Genomic DNA, 20,421 nt, shown 5'->3' with positions numbered 1-20,421 from the left:
TGATCAATCCCCTTTATTTTAATATGTCATTAATTATACAATTAAATGGAAAATAGTGATAATTACAAAGAAAAAAATATTGTCAAATGTAGCAATATTGTAATACAATATAGAAACTTTTTACGAATATTTAGCATGAATTGCAATCTGTCGTGGAAAAGAAAAATAACAGCTTTAAGAGTGACAAGTAGAAAAAAGAGGTGAGCAAATGAATAAACAGATTTTGGTTTTATATTTTAATATTTTCTTAATTTTTTTAGGTATCGGTCTAGTGATACCAGTCTTACCTGTTTATTTAAAAGATTTGGGGTTAACTGGTAGTGATTTAGGATTATTAGTTGCTGCTTTCGCCTTATCTCAAATGATTATATCGCCATTCGGTGGTACGTTAGCTGATAAATTAGGAAAGAAATTAATTATATGTATAGGATTAATTTTGTTTTCAGTGTCAGAATTTATGTTTGCAGTTGGCCACAATTTTTCGGTATTGATGTTATCGAGAGTGATTGGTGGTATGAGTGCTGGTATGGTAATGCCTGGTGTGACAGGTTTGATTGCAGATGTTTCACCAAGCCATCAAAAAGCAAAAAACTTTGGCTACATGTCAGCGATTATCAATTCTGGATTCATTTTAGGACCAGGGATTGGTGGATTTATGGCAGAAGTTTCACATCGTATGCCATTTTACTTTGCAGGAGCATTAGGTGTTCTAGCATTTATAATGTCAATTGTATTGATTCATGACCCTAAAAAAGTTTCGACAAATGGATTCCAAAAGTTGGAGCCCCAATTATTAACAAAAATTAATTGGAAAGTCTTTATTACGCCAGCAATTTTAACGCTCGTCTTAGCGTTCGGTTTATCTGCATTTGAAACATTGTATTCACTATACACAGCTGACAAGGTAAATTATTCACCTAAAGATATTTCGATTGCTATTACAGGTGGCGGTATATTTGGGGCACTTTTCCAAATCTATTTCTTCGATAAATTTATGAAGTATTTCTCAGAGTTAACATTTATAGCTTGGTCATTATTATATTCAGTTGTTGTCTTAATATTATTAGTTTTTGCTAATGGCTATTGGTCAATAATGTTAATCAGTTTTGTTGTCTTCATAGGTTTCGATATGATACGACCAGCCATTACAAATTATTTTTCTAATATTGCTGGAGAAAGGCAAGGCTTTGCAGGCGGATTGAACTCGACATTCACTAGTATGGGTAATTTCATAGGTCCTTTAATCGCAGGTGCGTTATTTGATGTACACATTGAAGCACCAATTTATATGGCTATAGGTGTTTCATTAGCAGGTGTTGTTATTGTTTTAATTGAAAAGCAACATAGAGCAAAATTGAAAGAACAAAATATGTAGCATAAGTATTTTGGTGTATATTGATATAAAGTAAAGCGTAATATTATGAATGATTAGCATCGTTTTTCTTATGAATTTTATTAAGAAAATTCGATGCTTTACATTTAAAAAGATTCGATTGACTAAATGTTTTACTCTTTATATTTAAATGTTATATGTAACAAAAAATGATTTTGAGTAATAAACATGTTACAAATATTACATTCTTTTTAAATTGCAATCCACATACCTAATTCATTAACGTTAATGTGTTAAGATGATAAAAAATGAGTAAGGAAATGTGGGTAAGGGGATGACAGTAAAAAATTTATTTTTAGGCTTTGTTGCTGTAATATTAACCGTTTGTTTAATTGGTTTATTAATATTAGCAACAAATGAAGATGCGCTTGCTAAGGTACATAAAACGATTAATACGCTTAACGCGATAAATGTATCAACTGAAGATACTTATAAAAAGAAAATGGATATTCTCAATATTCATACTGCTAAAGCATCTGAAGTGAATGAAAATGTGAAAAAGCAAAATCATTTTAAGCATCGTGTGAATGCAAATAAATCAAATTCTTTTAACGAACAAGAGTGCCAAGTTATTGCTGATCGTTATGCAGATAAGCATATCAACGATAATTATGCTTTAGAAAGAATTTCTAAGACAAATCATGGATATAATTATGTTTATTCCAATGATAATTCAACTAGTAAGCAACATGTAAGTATTTCAAATAAAGGCATAATAACGAAATAATAGATGGAACAGTGTATTCTAATTGGATATACTGTTTTTATTTTGCAATATTTTAATTTAAAAAGCTGAAATCAACTTATAAAATGATGTAAATGTTATGTCAAAATCAACCAATCTGTAATGTATTTTAAAATGTTAATATAGTTCTGAAGAAGTATAAATGAGGTGTTGAAATGGCTAAAAATAAGAAAACTAACGCGATGCGTATGCTTGATCGTGCAAAAATTAAATACGAAGTTCATAGCTTTGAGGTACCAGAAGAACATTTATCTGGCCAAGAAGTCGCAGAACTCATACAAGCAAATGTTAAAACAGTATTTAAAACACTTGTTCTAGAAAATACAAAACATGAACATTTTGTATTTGTTATCCCAGTAAGTGAAACTTTAGATATGAAAAAGGCAGCTGCTTTAGTTGGAGAGAAGAAATTGCAACTTATGCCTTTAGATAATTTAAAAAATGTAACGGGATACATTCGTGGTGGGTGTTCACCTGTTGGTATGAAAACATTGTTTCCAACAGTCGTTGACAAATCCTGTGAAAATTATAGTCATATCAGTGTGAGTGGTGGGCTTCGAACAATGCAAATCACGATAGCTGTTGAGGATTTGATTACAATAACTAAAGGCAAAATTGGAGCAGTTATCCATGAATGATTAATAACAACAAAAAGTATGGGGCAAGATTAGGAGTGTGACAGAGATGAAATTTTTATAAAATTCATTTCTGCCACACTCTTTTTGATTGAATTAGCATTTTACGATCATAAACAATCATGATAATTGAGTATTTGAACATAAAAATGTAATTTTATCGTCACAATTTGATTGTTTGTGATTGTTTTTGGTAATTTATGATTGAAAAGTGAAAGCGTACTCATTATAATACAAAGTGAGATGGGGTGATGATGATAATTACAGAAAAAAGACACGAGTTAATATTAGAAGAACTTTCGCACAAAGATTTTTTGACTTTACAAGAATTAATAGATCGAACTGGATGCAGTGCTTCAACAATACGAAGAGATTTATCTAAACTACAACAATTAGGGAAATTACAACGTGTGCATGGTGGTGCAATGTTAAAAGAAAATCGTATGGTTGAGGCGAATTTAACTGAAAAATTAGCAACTAATCTCGATGAAAAGAAAATGATTGCTAAAATAGCAGCTAATCAAATCAACGATAATGAATGCTTGTTTATCGATGCTGGTTCATCTACATTGGAGCTAATTAAATATATTCAAGCGAAAGATATCATTGTGGTAACCAATGGTTTAACACATGTAGAAGCTTTACTTAAAAAAGGTATTAAAACAATTATGCTAGGTGGTCAAGTTAAAGAAAATACACTTGCTACGATTGGTTCAAGTGCCATGGAGATATTAAGACGATATTGTTTCGATAAAGCTTTTATCGGGATGAATGGATTAGATATTGAACTTGGATTAACTACTCCCGATGAGCAAGAGGCATTAGTTAAACAAACAGCAATGTCATTAGCCAATCAATCATTTGTACTTATAGATCATTCTAAGTTTAATAAAGTATATTTTGCTCGTGTACCTTTGCTAGAAAGTACGACAATCATCACATCTGAAAAAGCATTAAATCAAGAATCGTTAAAAGAATACCAACAAAAGTATCACTTTATAGGAGGGACTTTATGATTTATACAGTGACTTTCAATCCTTCAATTGACTATGTCATTTTTACGAATGATTTTAAAATTGATGGTTTGAACAGAGCAACAGCAACATATAAATTCGCTGGGGGAAAAGGTATTAATGTCTCACGTGTTTTAAAGACATTGGATGTTGAGTCAACTGCTTTGGGATTTGCAGGTGGATTTCCTGGGAAATTCATTATAGATACATTAAATAATAGTGCAATTCAATCGAATTTTATTGAAGTTGATGAAGATACACGTATTAATGTGAAATTAAAAACAGGACAAGAAACAGAAATCAATGCACCGGGTCCTCATATAACGTCAACACAATTTGAACAACTGTTACAACAAATTAAAAATACAACAAGCGAAGATATAGTTATTGTTGCTGGAAGTGTACCAAGTAGTATTCCAAGTGATGCATATGCGCAAATTGCACAAATTACAGCACAGACAGGTGCTAAATTAGTAGTCGACGCTGAAAAAGAATTGGCTGAAAGCGTTTTACCATATCATCCACTATTTATTAAACCTAATAAAGATGAATTAGAAGTGATGTTTAATACAACAGTGAACTCAGACGCAGATGTTATTAAATATGGTCGTTTGTTAGTTGATAAAGGTGCGCAATCTGTTATTGTCTCACTTGGCGGTGATGGTGCTATTTATATTGATAAAGAAATCAGTATTAAAGCAGTTAATCCACAAGGGAAAGTGGTTAATACAGTTGGCTCTGGTGATAGTACAGTTGCAGGCATGGTGGCTGGAATTGCTTCAGGTTTAACGATTGAAAAAGCATTCCAACAAGCAGTCGCATGCGGTACTGCCACGGCATTTGATGAGGACTTAGCAACACGGGACGCTATAGAAAAAATAAAATCACAAGTTACGATTAGCGTACTTGATGGGGAGTGAAAATAATGAGAGTAACAGAGTTATTAACAAAAGATACAATAGCAATGGATTTAATGGCAAATGACAAAAATGGTGTTATTGATGAGTTAGTAAATCAATTAGACAAAGCAGGTAAATTAAGTGATGTCGCGTCATTTAAAGAAGCGATTCACAATCGAGAATCACAAAGTACGACTGGTATCGGCGAAGGTATTGCTATTCCACATGCGAAAGTAGCCGCAGTTAAGTCTCCAGCTATCGCATTCGGTAAATCTAAAGAAGGTGTCGATTACCAAAGTTTAGATATGCAACCAGCTCATTTATTCTTTATGATTGCAGCGCCAGAAGGTGGTGCCCAAACACATTTAGATGCTTTAGCTAAACTATCTGGTATTTTAATGGATGAAAATGTACGTGAAAAATTATTACATGCATCGTCTCCAGAAGAAGTGTTAGCAATTATCGATCATGCTGATGATGAAGCGACAAAAGAAGAAGAGGCAGAAGCTGAAGCTGAAGCACAACAAGTTGCTGCTGTAGAAGCAAATCAAGACACTAATGGATCAAACGAGCCATATGTATTAGCTGTAACTGCTTGTCCAACAGGTATTGCACACACATATATGGCGCGTGATGCATTGAAAAAGCAAGCGGATAAAATGGGCATTAAAATTAAAGTTGAAACGAACGGTTCAAGTGGTATTAAAAACCATTTAACGGAACAAGATATTAAAAATGCAACAGGTATCATTGTTGCTGCTGATGTTCATGTTGAGACGGATCGCTTCGATGGTAAAAATGTCGTAGAAGTACCAGTAGCAGATGGTATTAAACGCCCAGAAGAATTAATTAATAAAGCATTAGATACAAGTCGTAAACCTTTTGTTGCCCGTGATGGTCAAAGAAAAGGTAACTCAAATGACAGTCAAGAAAAATTAAGCCCAGGTAAAGCTTTCTATAAACACTTAATGAACGGTGTTTCTAACATGTTACCACTTGTAATATCTGGTGGTATTTTAATGGCAATTGTATTTTTATTTGGAGCAAATTCATTTAATCCAAAAAGCTCAGAGTACAATGCGTTTGCAGAGCAGCTTTGGAACATTGGTAGTAAAAGTGCATTCGCGTTAATCATTCCAATTTTATCTGGATTTATTGCACGTAGTATTGCGGATAAACCTGGATTCGCTTCAGGTCTTGTAGGTGGTATGTTAGCAATTTCAGGTGGTTCAGGATTTATTGGTGGTATTATTGCAGGTTTCTTAGCAGGTTACTTAACACAAGGTGTTAAAGCGATGACACGTAAGTTACCACAAGCATTAGAGGGATTAAAGCCGACATTAATTTATCCACTATTAACAGTGACAGCTACAGGCTTATTGATGATTTATGTCTTTAATCCACCAGCATCTTGGTTAAATCATTTGTTATTAGATGGATTAAACAATTTATCAGGTTCTAATATTGTATTATTAGGTTTAGTTATTGGCGCTATGATGGCGATTGATATGGGCGGTCCATTCAACAAAGCGGCATATGTTTTTGCAACAGGTGCGTTGATTGAAGGTAATGCAGCACCAATTACAGCTGCAATGATTGGTGGTATGATTCCACCGTTAGCAATTGCGACAGCGATGTTAATTTTCAGACGTAAATTTACAAAAGAACAACGTGGTTCAATTATCCCTAACTATGTGATGGGTATGTCGTTTATTACAGAAGGTGCGATTCCATTTGCAGCTGCCGATCCATTACGTGTTATTCCTTCAATGATGATTGGTTCAGGTATAGGTGGCGCAATTGCTTTAGGCTTAGGTTCTCGAATTACTGCGCCACACGGTGGTATTATTGTAATTGTTGGTACTGATGGTGCACACTTACTTCAAACTCTTATTGCACTTCTAGTTGGTACCTTAGTTTCAGCATTAATTTATGGACTTATTAAACCAAAGTTAACTGAAACAGAAATCGAAGCTTCAAAATCAATGGACGAATAGTTTTAATGATTTAAAGTGATTGTTAGCAAAGAGCTTCATATTAAGTTGTAAGTTCAATGAATATATGTTAGTTTTATATATCGTGTTAACGGTAGCTTATACAAAGCTGTAAAAACACTTTCTATTAATTCAGTTTTTATGAATTGATATGAAGGTGTTTTTATTTTTAGATAAATGAATGAAGAAATAGACACCACAAATGTAAAGACTTTTTTAATATTTTGCAAAAAGTTATGCCAAACGAAGCAGATATAGTAAAATATGAGTGTCTTAAAGTGAAAATTTATAAATAAAGAAGGGTTTATACGTGTCAGAATTAATTATATATAACGGCAAAGTTTATACTGAAGATGGCAAAATCGATAATGGTTACATTCATGTGAAAGATGGGCAGATTGTTGCAATTGGAGAAGTAAATGATAAAGCAGCGATTGATAATGATACGACAAATAAAATTCAAGTGATTGATGCAAAAGGTCATCATGTAGTGCCAGGTTTTATCGATATACATATTCATGGTGGTTATGGACAGGATGCAATGGATGGGTCATACGATGGCTTAAAATATCTATCCGAAAATTTGTTGTCTGAAGGGACGACATCATACTTGGCCACTACAATGACGCAATCGACTGATAAAATAGATAAAGCACTTATAAATATTGCTAAATATGAAGTGGAGCAAGATGTTCACAATGCAGCGGAAATTGTAGGTATACATTTGGAAGGGCCATTTATATCTGAAAATAAAGTTGGTGCTCAACATCCGCAATACGTTGTACGTCCATTTATCGATAAAATTAAACATTTTCAAGAGACTGCTAACGGATTAATAAAGATTATGACGTTTGCACCTGAAGTTGAAGGTGCAAAAGAAGCGCTTGAAACGTATAAAGATGACATTATTTTTTCAATTGGTCATACAGTGGCAACATACGAAGAAGCAGTTGAAGCTGTTGAGCGAGGAGCTAAACATGTCACGCATTTATATAATGCAGCGACGCCATTCCAACATAGAGAACCAGGTGTTTTTGGAGCAGCATGGTTGAATGATGCTTTACATACCGAAATGATTGTTGATGGCACACATTCTCATCCGGCATCGGTTGCAATTGCTTACCGTATGAAAGGTAATAAACGTTTTTATTTAATTACCGATGCAATGCGTGCAAAAGGTATGCCTGAAGGAGAATATGATTTGGGTGGTCAAAAAGTAACTGTTCAATCGCAACAAGCACGTCTTGCAAATGGTGCGCTTGCTGGTAGTATTTTAAAAATGAATCATGGGTTACGTAACTTAATATCATTTACAGGTGATACATTAGATCATTTATGGCGTGTAACAAGTTTAAATCAAGCCATTGCATTAGGTATCGATGATAGAAAAGGTAGTATTAAAGTAAATAAGGATGCAGATCTTGTTATTCTAGATGATGACATGAATGTAAAATCTACAATAAAACAAGGTAAGGTTCACACATTTAGCTAATAAATAATCATAATTAAATGTATGCAATAGATTTAATCTGTTAACATAAGCACTTTATATTATGATAAAATAGAGGCAATAACATTTTTTTCTGGGGGTGTCTAAATGGGAAGGCGATAACATGTAGTTGTAATTTAAGTCATAGTGATAAATTTGAATACGTGTTACCCATGAGTGACACATATAACATGGAGGTGAATCCCTAGAAATAGGGAATTAATTGGAAACTTCGACCATAATTAGTTTGATTATATTTATTCTATTAATTGCATTAACCACTGTATTTGTTGGTTCAGAATTTGCATTAGTAAAAATTAGAGCAACAAGAATTGAACAGCTAGCAGATGAAGGAAATAAACCTGCTAAAATAGTAAAAAAGATGATTGCTAATCTAGATTATTATCTTTCTGCTTGTCAGTTAGGTATAACAGTAACATCTTTAGGGTTAGGTTGGCTTGGTGAACCAACGTTTGAAAAGCTATTACACCCGATATTTGAAGCAATCAATTTACCAACTGCATTAACAACGACGATTTCGTTTGCAGTATCATTTATAATCGTTACGTATTTGCATGTAGTACTTGGTGAATTAGCGCCTAAATCTATAGCGATTCAACATACTGAAAAGCTTGCTTTAGTATATGCAAGACCATTGTTCTATTTCGGTAACATTATGAAACCATTGATTTGGCTGATGAATGGTTCTGCACGTGTTATTATTAGAATGTTTGGTGTAAATCCTGATGCCCAAACCGATGCAATGTCAGAAGAAGAAATCAAAATTATTATTAACAATAGTTATAATGGTGGAGAAATCAACCAAACTGAATTGGCATATATGCAAAATATCTTTTCATTCGATGAAAGACATGCAAAAGATATAATGGTACCTAGAACTCAAATGATTACACTAAATGAACCTTTTAATGTAGACGAATTACTAGAAACAATAAAAGAACATCAATTTACGCGTTATCCAATTACTGATGATGGTGATAAAGACCACATTAAAGGATTTATTAACGTCAAAGAATTTTTAACTGAATATGCTTCTGGAAAAACGATTAAAATAGCAAACTATATACATGAGTTACCAATGATTTCAGAGACAACACGTATAAGTGATGCATTAATTAGAATGCAACGTGAACATGTTCATATGAGTCTTATTATAGATGAATATGGTGGAACGGCAGGTATTTTAACGATGGAAGATATTTTAGAAGAAATCGTTGGGGAAATTCGTGATGAATTTGATGATGATGAAGTGAATGATATCGTTAAAATTGATAATAAGACATTCCAAGTAAATGGTAGAGTACTATTGGATGATTTAACTGAAGAGTTCGGTATAGAATTTGATGACTCTGAGGATATTGATACGATAGGTGGATGGTTACAATCTCGTAATACCAACTTACAAAAAGATGATTACGTGGATACAACTTATGATCGCTGGGTTGTTTCAGAAATCGATAACCACCAAATTATTTGGGTGATGTTAAACTATGAATTTAATGAAGCGAGACCTACTATCGGACAGTCTGATGAAGATGAAAAATCAGAATAGATATTAATATATAAACCAACTAAGAATGATTTAATTCATTTTTGGTTGGTTATTTTTTTGACTAAAATTAATGAAAAGTGATAATAGTATTGGAACTCAATATCTTTAATGATTTAATGAATGTTTTTTATTGAAAGCGATAATTCGTATTAATTGAGTTTGTTGAAAAATTTAGGGTAATGTAAAGATATAAAAGATACATAGATTGGAGAGATATAAAGATGTTGAATGAGATACAAATATTAAATAATGGATACCCGATGCCTTCAGTTGGGTTAGGTGTTTATAAAATCTCTGACGAAGATATGACTAAAGTTGTAAATGCTGCAATTGACGCAGGCTATAGAGCGTTTGATACAGCATACTTTTATGATAATGAGGCTTCACTAGGGCGAGCATTAAAGGATAATGGCGTCGATAGAGAAGATTTGTTTATAACAACGAAGTTATGGAATGACTATCAAGGTTATGAGAAAACATTCGAATATTTCAACAAATCGATTGAAAATTTACAAACTGATTATCTCGATTTATTTCTAATACATTGGCCTTGTGAAGCAGATGGTCTATTTTTAGAAACGTATAAAGCTATGGAAGAACTTTACGAGCAAGGTAAGATAAAAGCAATAGGTGTATGTAATTTTAATGTTCATCATCTAGAAAAATTAATGGCTCAATCAAGTATCAAACCAATGGTGAATCAAATTGAGGTACATCCATATTTTAACCAACAAGAATTACAAGAATTTTGTGATCGTCACGATATTAAAGTGACTGCATGGATGCCTTTGATGAGAAATAGAGGACTACTAGACGACCCTGTCATTGTTAAAATTGCTGAAAAATATCATAAAACACCAGCACAAGTTGTATTGCGTTGGCATTTAGCACACAATAGAATTATTATTCCAAAATCTCAGACACCTAAACGCATTCAAGAAAATATAGATATTTTAGATTTTAATTTAGAATTAACAGAAGTAGCTGAAATTGATGCTTTAAATAGAAATGCAAGACAAGGTAAAAATCCAGATGATGTGAAAATTGGGGATTTAAAATAACTGGATGTTAAATTTTACGTTTATGAATGCCTTTTAATGTGTACATTAAAATAAATGAGTTGGTTTTTACTATTTGATAAAACAATACTCAGGTACATTCAAAATCTTTTAAATAAAAAGGATGGACATAGATGAAAATTAGAGTCGTCATTCCTTGTTTTAATGAAGGGGAAGTCATTACACAAACACATCAACAATTAACTGAAATACTTTCACAAGATAGTAGTGTGAAAGGCTATGATTATAATATGCTTTTCATAGATGATGGTAGTACGGATACCACTATAGATGAAATGCAACATCTTGCCACAATAGATAGGCATGTCAGCTTTATTTCTTTTAGTAGAAATTTTGGAAAAGAAGCAGCTATGATTGCAGGTTACCAGCATAGTACTGAATTTGATGCAGTCATCATGATAGATTGTGATTTGCAACATCCACCTGAATATATTCCGAAAATGATTGAAGGTTTTATGGAAGGCTATGATCAAGTGATTGCAAAGCGTGATAGAAGTGGTGAAAATTTTAGTCGCAAAACATTAAGCCATTTGTACTATAAGTTAGTTAATTGCTTTGTAGAAGAAGTACAATTTGATGATGGTGTTGGTGATTTTAGACTTTTAAGCCAAAGAGCTGTTAAATCCATTGCATCACTTGAAGAATATAATCGATTTTCAAAAGGGTTATTTGAATGGATAGGATATAATACTAAAGTGTTTACGTATCAAAATGTTGCGAGACAAAAAGGAGAATCTAAGTGGTCCTTTAAAAAGTTATTTAATTATGGTATTGATGGATTGATTTCCTTTAATAGTAAACCTTTGAGGATGATGATATATCTTGGATTATTTATTTTTTCAATAAGCGTGTTATATATTATATATTTATTCATCAATATTATGATTTCTGGTGTTAATATCCCAGGATATTTTTCAACGATTGCAGCTATTTTATTATTAGGCGGCATACAGTTAATTTCAATTGGTGTTGTAGGTGAATATATTGGCAGGATATATTATGAAGTTAAGGCACGTCCTAAATATATTATTCAAGCTACAAATCTTTCAAGTATTGAAAATGATGAGAAGGATACCCATAAAGTTTACTCTAAATAAACAAATAAAAGAAGCCCTCATCAATGAGAGCTTCTTTTTAGTCTTTGCATTTTATTTTATAAATAAATCGGATTATGACGTAATGTCTAATTTGTGTAATGTCACAGTCATCGTAGTTCCTACATCTATATCACTGCTTACACTGATTTTTGCGTTATTTTGTTGCGCGAGTTCATTAGCTATATATAAGCCTAATCCAGAACCACCCGTTTTTGTATTACGAGAGTTTTCTACTCTGAATGTACGTTCGAATATACGTTCTTGTAGTTCTGGTATAATGCCAATACCTTCATCGCTAATAGCAATGTCGATAGTATCTTGATCTTTATTTTCACTAATATTAATATCAATGCGACTACCAACATTTGAAAATTTTAGCGCATTATCAAGTAAGTTTGTTAAAATACGCTCAAGTGGCGTTCGATATTGATAAAATGCATCAATTTCGCTACAGAAATTCACTTCTAATGTGCGGTTTTCATGTTTGATACGTTGCTCATATGGTTGCAATATTGATACAAGTAATTGGTCTAGTTGTATTAATTCTGGGGGATATGTTTTACCTGTATTTAAAGTGATAATATGAGTCATATCATCAAATAATGTTGATAATCTGTTTGCTTGTTTAATTAATATGTCGTATGACTCTTTAATCTCATGATCCTTTGTGATTATACCATCACGTAGTCCTTCAGAATATGAAATAATGCTTGCTAAAGGTGTTTTTAAATCATGGGCTAAGTTTTGAATCAGTTCTGTTTTTTCTTGTTGTTCGGATTTAATTTGATTCATTTGTTGCGTAATTTCAGAAGCCATTTTATTAAAAGATTGATTTAATTCATAAATTTCTTTTGGTGAATTAAACGTTTTATCATTGCTTGCGTAATTTCCGTTAGCAAATTGCTTAGTTTTTATATTAAACTGCTTAATTTTTTGTATAAGTGGATTAATAAAAATACTACATATTAATAAGGTTAAACAGCTTGTAATTATTGTCGTTAAGGTCAAAGTTAGTGTCATATGGCCGTTAAACCACATTAAAATATATGCAATTGCTAAAATAGTTGAAGTTAATAGTATACTCGATACGACGCCAATAATGATTTGACTTCTAATTGATAACACCATTATCGGCTCCTTTCAAATTTATATCCTAATCCCCATACAGTTGTGATGGTATATGTTGTAAAGCTCTCTTTTTCTAATTTTTCTCTAATACGGTGTATATGGACATTCACGGTATTAGCATCTTCGTAATAGTCATATCCCCAAACTTTTTCAAGTAATTCTGATTTAGAAATAACTTCATTTTCTCTAGAAGCTAAATACCACAATAACTCAAATTCCTTAATACGCATAGGGACTTCGTGACCATTTACAGTCACAACTTTACTTAAGTTAATAAGTGTTAATTCATCAAACGACAGTTGTTCAACTGGTTGATGATGGTATTTCTTCATTCTTGTAAGTAAATTATTAATACGTAAAACGAGTTCCCTTGGACTAAATGGTTTTTTGACATAGTCATCTGCACCTAAAGTTAAGGCGTAAATGGTATCATGTTCTTGTGTTTTGGCAGTTAAATAGATAAAGGGGATATCTAATTTTTGCCTTTTCATTTCTTTGACAATGTCGTAACCATTAACTTCTGGCATCATGATATCAAGTACCATGATATCAATATCATTTGATAGTAAAGAAATTGCTTCTTTACCGCTAGTTGTCGTTGTTACTTTGTAACCTTCATATTCAAAATAGGTTTGACAAATGTCTACAATGTCTTGTTCATCATCCACGATCAGTAAGTGGGTCATCTATTTTTTCACCTCTGTTCTTACGACCTCTAAAGTAATTAATGATTTCTTTAAGTGAAATCTGTTTTAACAATGAGTGACTCATTAGTAAAAGGATAAAGAAAGTTAATTGAAGAGGATACGTAAATATCATATCTGCTAAGATATAATTTATCATAACAAAGGCTCCAAAGAAACTAGCAGCATATGCAAAAACTCCAAAAATTAAACCTAATCCAATTGCAATCTCTCCGAGTGGGACAACAATATCAAATAATGACGTCGTATGTGCAACTATATTTGCGAAAAACCACTTATACCACTCTGGTGAATCAGTATTGTTAGCGATGACTGGTACTAAACCTTTCAGCGTAAATCCGCCCGTTAATTTTTCGTAACCTTGCATTAACATAAAAATACCTGAACCCACACGAATGATAAATGTAACGAGTAGCAATAATTTATTCATGATGTTCACATTCTTTCTATTTATTGTGTGTAATTTATATAAACATAAGATTAAGCAACATAATGCGATTTGTAGTGTTATGTGAACAGGAAGTGTTTGAGCTCATGGGTTGCTTAAGCTAAACAAACCTCAAGCTCTAAAAAAATTTACTTATGTGCTCTACAATCTTATGGGATTTAATAGTTATATATATATTGAAAAAAGGAAAGTATGATTTCTACAAGCTAGGGGGGCTGTGAAATCATACGCTTTCCATTGAGTAATGAGTGTAATGTATATTTTTAAAATTTGTAATGTATAGTAATAGTATGTTGTAAATAAAAGTTTAACTCAGAAATTGATTATTTTAATTTAGCGCCGCCGAAGATGACGTGAGCTTTTTTACAATAGATTGTTACTTCATCATATTTGCTTAAATCTACATTTTTAAGATCAAATGTTTGTTTTTCTTTATCGTAGTCAACCATTGCGATTTCTTTACCGTTTTTAATGTCGCCATTTTTTGTTAGATAGACGTATAAATCTGGACCTTTTGATGATTTGTAGTTAGTAAGCATTAATTTACCATTTTTAATCTCAGCTTTACCTTCAACAGTTTCACCGTTTTTAGAACTGAATGTACCTGTTAGGTGTTTTGTTTTATCAGTTTTAACATTGCTATCTTCTGACTTTGTTTTTTGTTCAGTTTTGTTACCTTGATCTTGTGAATTAGAATTACCACAAGCACCTAAAGCTAATGTTGTGATAACAGCACCAGCTGCTAAAAAATATTTTGTATTCATGCTAACTCCTCATTTCTTCAATTTGATAAGTTAAGTTTAAAATGAAGGCAAATAATATGCCATTAACTAATTCTTAACTTCGTTTAAATATCGCTTAACTAATATTGAAGAAAGAATAATTTGAAAATGAAAATAATTGTCTGATTTAAATAAATAGGAGTCAAAATAAGAGGAGGGCGGTTTTTTTAGTAAGAAAATATTTATCTAAACTAGTTATCACTATAAAACACTTCTGATATATCGAACTAAGAATATCAGAAGTGTTTTATAGTATTGGTATTAAAATTTATAAACCTTTTGCCACAATAAAAACAACAAGAAAATAAGATAGACGATTAAATACAAGTACCAATATGGTGTTAAAACCATCATAACGATAAATGAAATGTTAATAATGATAAGTCCTTTAATCATTAGTTTCTTTATTTTGTTATTATTTTCAGCAGTTTCATCTAAGTTATTAAATGTTGAAATAAACAACATAATACCACCAATGATAAAAATGGCAGGGGCTAAAAATGGAATAGACATATATATTGATTGTGTACTTGAAAAGTCGGTAACACGTTGCGTTAAACTGACAACAATCGTTAATATGATAGCAATAAATTTTTGGTCTGTAATGTATACAGGTTTTAATTTTTTATCAATGTAAAACTGTAGTATCGTCCAAATGATAAACATCGTTATAGTACACAGAGTAATAAAGTTATATTTATCAATTATGAATGTATTTATAAAGGCGTTTATAGTAATAGATAACAACATTGCACTTAATGATAAATGTTGCATTTGATGCCTATATAAATTGAATCCAGTTATAAGTACGACGATAGCAATATTAATTAATATATATACAATCATGATGGACTCCTGTTCGTTATACTTCAATCAACTATTATATCAATTTATATATTGTTATTCATTAGATATGACTTGTAAAAAGTAAAATAAGTTATCCTTTATACACCTTTTTTATTACTCCAAAGTAATGTATGAAGTTGTGGTAACACATAAACGTGATTCATATCATTACTTTGCATAACTAAATCTACCAACTGCTCGTAGCGTTCTAACAACTTTTCGGTATGATTATCTACGCTGTCTGATAAATATGGGTTACCAACTTGTAAATAGAACGGAATATCTGGATAACGGTGGTGTATCATTTTGGCAAAATCATAATCTTTATCGTCGAATACAACTACTTTTAAGTTTAATGAGGAAGGTACGCATTGTGCAATCACTTCATCTAACTTTTTTAAATCAGGTGTCATAGTTGAACTTGGTGGTTTTGGACTAATCGTTAAATCATCAATTTGTGTCATCCAAGGTTGGAATTTACTGCCTTGTGTCTCCAGTGCGCTGAAAATACCTTTATCTTGAAATAAGTCAACTAACTCTTGGATACCTTTAATTAATGCTGGGTTACCACCAGAAATTGTAACGTGGTTAAATAAATCGCCACCAATTCGTTTTAATTCATCATAAATTTCTTCAGCAGTCATGAGTTTTATATCGCTTTTAGCACTACCATCCCAAGTAAATGCAGAATCACACCAGCTACAGCGATAATCACATCCAGCTGTTCTCACAAACATCGTTTTTCTACCGATTACTCGACCTTCACCCTGAATGGTTGGACCGAATATTTCGAGTACAGGAATTTTAGCCATTAGTTACACCTGTTCCTTTGGTCTAAATACGACATAACTTGTTGGTGTTTCTCTTACAAATACTTGAATACATTTTGGTTGGTGTTCGAGCGATGCCAAATTTTCTTTAACAATTTGATAAATTGTTTCCGCTACGATTTCAGTTGAAGGGATTTTGTTTTTAAAAGCAGGTAAGTTATTTAACAGTTGATGGTCAAATTTACCGTGTATCATCTTTTTCAAATGGCTAAAGTTCACTAAAAAGCCAGTGTCATCTAGTTTATCACCGACAATTGTTAAATTAACAAAGTAAGTATGACCATGGACATTTTGACAAATACCTGCTTCTTCACACGGAATGTGATGTGCAGCTGAAAAATTAAAATCTTTATTTAATTCGAATTGATATGGATGCGTTGTACTAGGATAGATTTGTTGTAACATTTTAAAGCGCTCCTTTACTTTCAAGATATTGATTTAGTCCACGTTGACGTAAATGACAAGCTGGACATTCACCACAGCCATCCCCGATGATACCGTTATAGCATGTTAATGTTTTTGTACGAATATAATCTAAAACTTCGAGTTCATCACTTAATTTCCACGTTTCTGCTTTGTTTAACCACATTAAAGGAGTATGAATAACAAAATCTTTGTCCATAGCTAGGCTTAATGTTACGTTCATTGATTTTATAAAACTATCGCGACAGTCTGGGTAGCCTGAAAAGTCTGTTTCACATACGCCTGTAATAATATGCTTAGCCCCAATTTGATAAGCTAGAGCGCCTGCAAACGACAAGAAAAGTAAATTTCTAGCTGGAACAAATGTATTAGGTATACCATCTTCATTATTAGTAATTTCCATATCATGTTGTGTTAATGCGTTTGGAGTAAGTTGTGATAATAATGACATATCTAAAACGTGATGTTTCATTCCTTGATCTTGTGCAATTTGTTTTGCGACTTCAATTTCAGTATCATGTCTTTGGCCATAATTAAACGTTACGAGTTCAACTTCTTTGAAATGTTTTTTTGCATAAAAGAGACATGTTGTACTGTCTTGACCACCACTAAAGACAACGATGGCTTTTTCATTATTTAATACACTTTCCATTTTGTAATTGCTCCTATCATTAATAATATTAATAAAGAGGTTAATGGCATTGATAAGCCCGTTTTTAATTTATAAAATAAAAAAAGCCTATCTCCATAAAAGATAGACGAAAGAAATGGGTTGCTCCTATAATATATATTAAAGGTTTACCAAGGAATGTTTGAAATTTCAATGTCTAGTTTTTTATAGAGGGTTTCAGCTAGGAACCTCTGATATTCATTTATGTACGATGAATAGAATATACCATATATTAGTTAAAATCAAGGTCAGGATAATGACAATGCTTTTAAAGTTTTAGCTACATCCAATACATATTATAAAAATAAAACACATTTAGAACGGAGTATACAATGATTCTAGTCATAGATAATAATGATTCATTTACATATAATTTAATAGACTATATTAAGACTCAAACGAAACTAACAGTTCAAGTTGTTGGTATTGATAATCTGCTGATAGAAGACATCATTAATATGAAGCCAAAAGCAATTGTTATTTCACCTGGGCCGGGTAATCCGGATGATTATCCTATCTTGAATGAAGTGTTAGAACAATTTTATCAGCGTGTACCTATCCTAGGTGTATGTTTAGGATTTCAATGTATCGTGTCTTATTTTGGTGGAAATATCATTCACGGCTATCATCCTGTACACGGACATACTACACAGTTACGTCATACCAATGAAGGTATTTTTCAAGGACTGCCTCAAAATTTCAATGTAATGCGTTATCATTCATTAATTGCTGACGGAGCGACTTTTCCAAATTGCTTAAAGATTACAGCAAAAAACGATGAAGCGATTATTATGGCATTTGAGCATATTACATTTCCGGTTTTTGGTGTGCAATATCATCCTGAATCTATTTTGAGTGAATACGGTTATCGACAAGTTGAATTATTTTTATCGAAGGTAGGTGATTACTGTGAGAATAGAATATAATTATCGCTACTATTTAACTGAAAATGAATATAAGCAATACCATATTCAATTAAAGGGATTTATAAAGAAGTATGTTGCCACTAAGTTGGCTGATGTGGGAGAAGTGATACACTTTGCACAAGCGCAGCAACGACAAGGTAGATATGTCTCGTTATATTTAAGTTACGAAGCGGCAAAGTATTTTAATCATGTTATGTGTACACATTCATTAGCTAAAGATGATATTTATGCAGTAGCTTATAGTTTTGAAAAAGCGGAAAGCATAAATTCAACATATGAACATCAAACTTCTTATGTATCAAAGCATCATTTTTCATTTGTTGAATCTTCTGAGGTTATGATGACTAATATTAAACGTGTCCAACAAGCAATTGTTGAAGGGGAAACGTATCAAGTGAACTATACGGCGCGCTTAACGGATAACATTTATTATCCTATTAGTACTTTATATGAACGATTAACTCAATTTAGTAATGGTAATTATACTGCGTTATTACAAACAGATGAAATCCAAGTAGCGTCTATCTCACCAGAATTATTTTTTCAAAAAGGACAGTTTAACAATGTCGATAACGTTATCATAAGCAAACCGATGAAAGGGACAATGCCTAGAGGTAAAACGGAAGCTGAAGATCAACAGTATTATAAAACATTGCAAACTTCTTCGAAAGATCGTGCAGAAAATGTCATGATTGTTGATTTACTAAGAAACGATATAGTGAGAATATCACAGAGTGGCTCAATTAAGGTATATAAACTATTTTTCATTGAGGCATATAAAACTGTATTTCAAATGACTTCGATGGTGAGTGGAACTTTAAAAACTAATACAGACTTAACTCAAATTTTAACATCGTTATTTCCTTGTGGTTCGATTACAGGTGCACCGAAACTGAATACAATGAAATATATTAAACAATTAGAAAGTTCACCTCGTGGTATATACTGCGGAGCAATTGGACTATTACTTCCAACTGAAGATGATAAAATGATTTTTAATATTCCGATTCGTACTATTGAGTATAAATATGGACAAGCGATTTATGGAGTCGGAGCAGGTATTACAATTGATTCTAAGCCAAAAGATGAAGTAAATGAATTTTACGCAAAAACCAAGATTTTGGAGATGTTATAATGCAATTATTTGAAACAATGAAAATTGATAATGGACATATCCCTAGACTTACTTATCATACTAATCGCATAAAATGTTCTTCTGAGCGATTAAACTTTAAATTTGATGAACATGCATGGCGAAATGAATTAAATGATGTAACAACAAAGTATCACAGTGGCCAATATAGACTTAAAATCGTATTAAATGCTGAAAGCGAATTTGAAACGATAGTGTCATCTTTACCTGAGAAAAGTAGTTTTACAGCAAAATTTCAAGTGTTGCCCAAAACAGTTAATCCAACTTTTATAAATAATAAAACGACAGAACGAAAGCATTTAGCACACAATCATGAAACAGATTTAATATTGCTAACTTCAGAGGACGGCAAGGTCCTTGAATTTGATATTGGCAACATTGTCATTGAAGAGGATGGAAAATGGTACACACCAAGTTATAAAGATGATTTCTTAAAAGGATGCATGCGTGATTATTTAATAGATAGTGACAAACTTGTTGAAAAAGATTTTAATAAAACCGAATTGATTTATAAATATCATAACAATGAGATACGTTTATTTTTGATAAATAGTTTACGAGAGGTTGCCGATGTCCACCTTTGCCTTTAAAATT

The 20,421-nt window shown here is 32.1% G+C and carries 21 protein-coding genes; 13 read left to right on the top strand and 8 right to left on the bottom strand.

Annotated features, from left to right (window positions below; translation table 11 throughout):
• The first annotated feature begins 208 nt into the window (after positions 1-208).
• The 10 genes from norA to csbB all read left to right on the top strand — a co-directional run bounded on the left by norA (position 209) and on the right by csbB (position 11,917).
• Positions 209-1,375 (top strand): multidrug efflux MFS transporter NorA, encoded by a 1,167-nt coding sequence (gene norA, locus ACXQH5_RS03295; protein WP_001041332.1) that lies wholly within the window; start codon positions 209-211, stop codon positions 1,373-1,375.
• Positions 1,376-1,667: 292 nt separating this feature from the next.
• A complete protein-coding gene (locus tag ACXQH5_RS03290; protein WP_000216726.1) occupies positions 1,668-2,120 on the top strand; it encodes a hypothetical protein in 453 nt (150 codons plus the stop codon).
• A gap of 173 nt (positions 2,121-2,293) precedes the next feature.
• A complete protein-coding gene (gene ybaK, locus ACXQH5_RS03285; protein WP_001107241.1) occupies positions 2,294-2,776 on the top strand; it encodes a Cys-tRNA(Pro) deacylase in 483 nt (160 codons plus the stop codon).
• 248 nt (positions 2,777-3,024) lie between these two features.
• On the top strand, positions 3,025-3,789 hold the full coding sequence (locus ACXQH5_RS03280) for a DeoR/GlpR family DNA-binding transcription regulator (RefSeq protein ID WP_000972699.1): 765 nt from the start codon (positions 3,025-3,027) through the stop codon (positions 3,787-3,789).
• Entirely contained in the window at positions 3,786-4,706 is a 921-nt protein-coding gene (gene pfkB / locus ACXQH5_RS03275; protein WP_000640740.1) for a 1-phosphofructokinase, read from the top strand. The genes ACXQH5_RS03280 and pfkB overlap by 4 nt, the downstream gene beginning before the upstream one ends.
• Before the next feature lie 5 nt (positions 4,707-4,711).
• The gene (locus ACXQH5_RS03270; RefSeq protein ID WP_001266557.1) at positions 4,712-6,682 is read left to right on the top strand and encodes a PTS fructose transporter subunit IIABC; all 1,971 of its coding nucleotides are present in this window, start codon (positions 4,712-4,714) and stop codon (positions 6,680-6,682) included.
• A 307-nt stretch (positions 6,683-6,989) separates the two neighbouring features.
• Positions 6,990-8,171 (top strand): N-acetylglucosamine-6-phosphate deacetylase, encoded by a 1,182-nt coding sequence (gene nagA, locus ACXQH5_RS03265; RefSeq protein ID WP_001292256.1) that lies wholly within the window; start codon positions 6,990-6,992, stop codon positions 8,169-8,171.
• A gap of 220 nt (positions 8,172-8,391) precedes the next feature.
• Complete coding sequence (locus ACXQH5_RS03260) at positions 8,392-9,741, top strand: hemolysin family protein (RefSeq protein ID WP_000450258.1); 1,350 nt, start codon at positions 8,392-8,394, stop codon at positions 9,739-9,741.
• Positions 9,742-9,962: 221 nt separating this feature from the next.
• Entirely contained in the window at positions 9,963-10,802 is an 840-nt protein-coding gene (locus ACXQH5_RS03255) for an aldo/keto reductase (RefSeq protein WP_000931233.1), read from the top strand.
• A 131-nt stretch (positions 10,803-10,933) separates the two neighbouring features.
• The gene (gene csbB, locus ACXQH5_RS03250) at positions 10,934-11,917 is read left to right on the top strand and encodes a lipoteichoic acid-specific glycosylation protein CsbB (protein ID WP_000702774.1); all 984 of its coding nucleotides are present in this window, start codon (positions 10,934-10,936) and stop codon (positions 11,915-11,917) included.
• Positions 11,918-11,989: 72 nt separating this feature from the next.
• Here csbB and saeS read toward each other — a convergent pair whose 3' ends face one another.
• The 8 genes from saeS to queC form a co-directional block, all read right to left on the bottom strand.
• Positions 11,990-13,045, bottom strand: a complete 1,056-nt coding sequence (saeS, locus tag ACXQH5_RS03245) for a two-component system sensor histidine kinase SaeS (RefSeq protein ID WP_000244415.1) — start codon at positions 13,043-13,045, stop codon at positions 11,990-11,992.
• Entirely contained in the window at positions 13,045-13,731 is a 687-nt protein-coding gene (gene saeR / locus ACXQH5_RS03240) for a response regulator transcription factor SaeR (protein WP_000149344.1), read from the bottom strand. Before saeR ends, saeS begins: the two co-directional genes overlap by 1 nt.
• Positions 13,706-14,179, bottom strand: coding sequence for a DoxX family membrane protein (locus tag ACXQH5_RS03235; protein ID WP_057504528.1), 474 nt, complete (start codon positions 14,177-14,179; stop codon positions 13,706-13,708). The genes saeR and ACXQH5_RS03235 overlap by 26 nt, the downstream gene beginning before the upstream one ends.
• Before the next feature lie 341 nt (positions 14,180-14,520).
• Complete coding sequence (locus tag ACXQH5_RS03230; protein ID WP_001093553.1) at positions 14,521-14,961, bottom strand: DM13 domain-containing protein; 441 nt, start codon at positions 14,959-14,961, stop codon at positions 14,521-14,523.
• Positions 14,962-15,240: 279 nt separating this feature from the next.
• Entirely contained in the window at positions 15,241-15,825 is a 585-nt protein-coding gene (locus ACXQH5_RS03225; RefSeq protein WP_000637683.1) for a hypothetical protein, read from the bottom strand.
• Positions 15,826-15,923: 98 nt separating this feature from the next.
• Positions 15,924-16,637 (bottom strand): 7-carboxy-7-deazaguanine synthase QueE, encoded by a 714-nt coding sequence (gene queE / locus ACXQH5_RS03220; protein ID WP_001062976.1) that lies wholly within the window; start codon positions 16,635-16,637, stop codon positions 15,924-15,926.
• A gap of 3 nt (positions 16,638-16,640) precedes the next feature.
• Positions 16,641-17,060, bottom strand: coding sequence for a 6-carboxytetrahydropterin synthase QueD (gene queD, locus ACXQH5_RS03215; protein ID WP_000941336.1), 420 nt, complete (start codon positions 17,058-17,060; stop codon positions 16,641-16,643).
• Position 17,061: 1 nt separating this feature from the next.
• Positions 17,062-17,730 (bottom strand): 7-cyano-7-deazaguanine synthase QueC, encoded by a 669-nt coding sequence (gene queC, locus ACXQH5_RS03210; protein WP_000446724.1) that lies wholly within the window; start codon positions 17,728-17,730, stop codon positions 17,062-17,064.
• Between the two features lie 350 nt (positions 17,731-18,080).
• Between queC and ACXQH5_RS03205 the strand changes: the two genes are divergently transcribed.
• Genes ACXQH5_RS03205 through ACXQH5_RS03195 form a run of 3 tightly spaced genes read left to right on the top strand, consistent with a single transcriptional unit; the run spans position 18,081 to position 20,417 of the window.
• A complete protein-coding gene (locus tag ACXQH5_RS03205) occupies positions 18,081-18,674 on the top strand; it encodes an anthranilate synthase component II (protein ID WP_000604508.1) in 594 nt (197 codons plus the stop codon).
• Positions 18,658-19,809, top strand: coding sequence for a chorismate-binding protein (locus tag ACXQH5_RS03200; protein WP_001217800.1), 1,152 nt, complete (start codon positions 18,658-18,660; stop codon positions 19,807-19,809). Before ACXQH5_RS03205 ends, ACXQH5_RS03200 begins: the two co-directional genes overlap by 17 nt.
• Positions 19,809-20,417, top strand: a complete 609-nt coding sequence (locus tag ACXQH5_RS03195; protein WP_001175779.1) for an aminotransferase class IV — start codon at positions 19,809-19,811, stop codon at positions 20,415-20,417. The genes ACXQH5_RS03200 and ACXQH5_RS03195 overlap by 1 nt, the downstream gene beginning before the upstream one ends.
• Positions 20,418-20,421 lie beyond the last annotated feature (4 nt).

The organism is Staphylococcus sp. SA22, assembly GCF_054165785.1.
The sequence above is the reverse complement of the archived record's forward strand: the minus strand, read 5'-3'. Positions and strand labels throughout refer to the sequence as shown.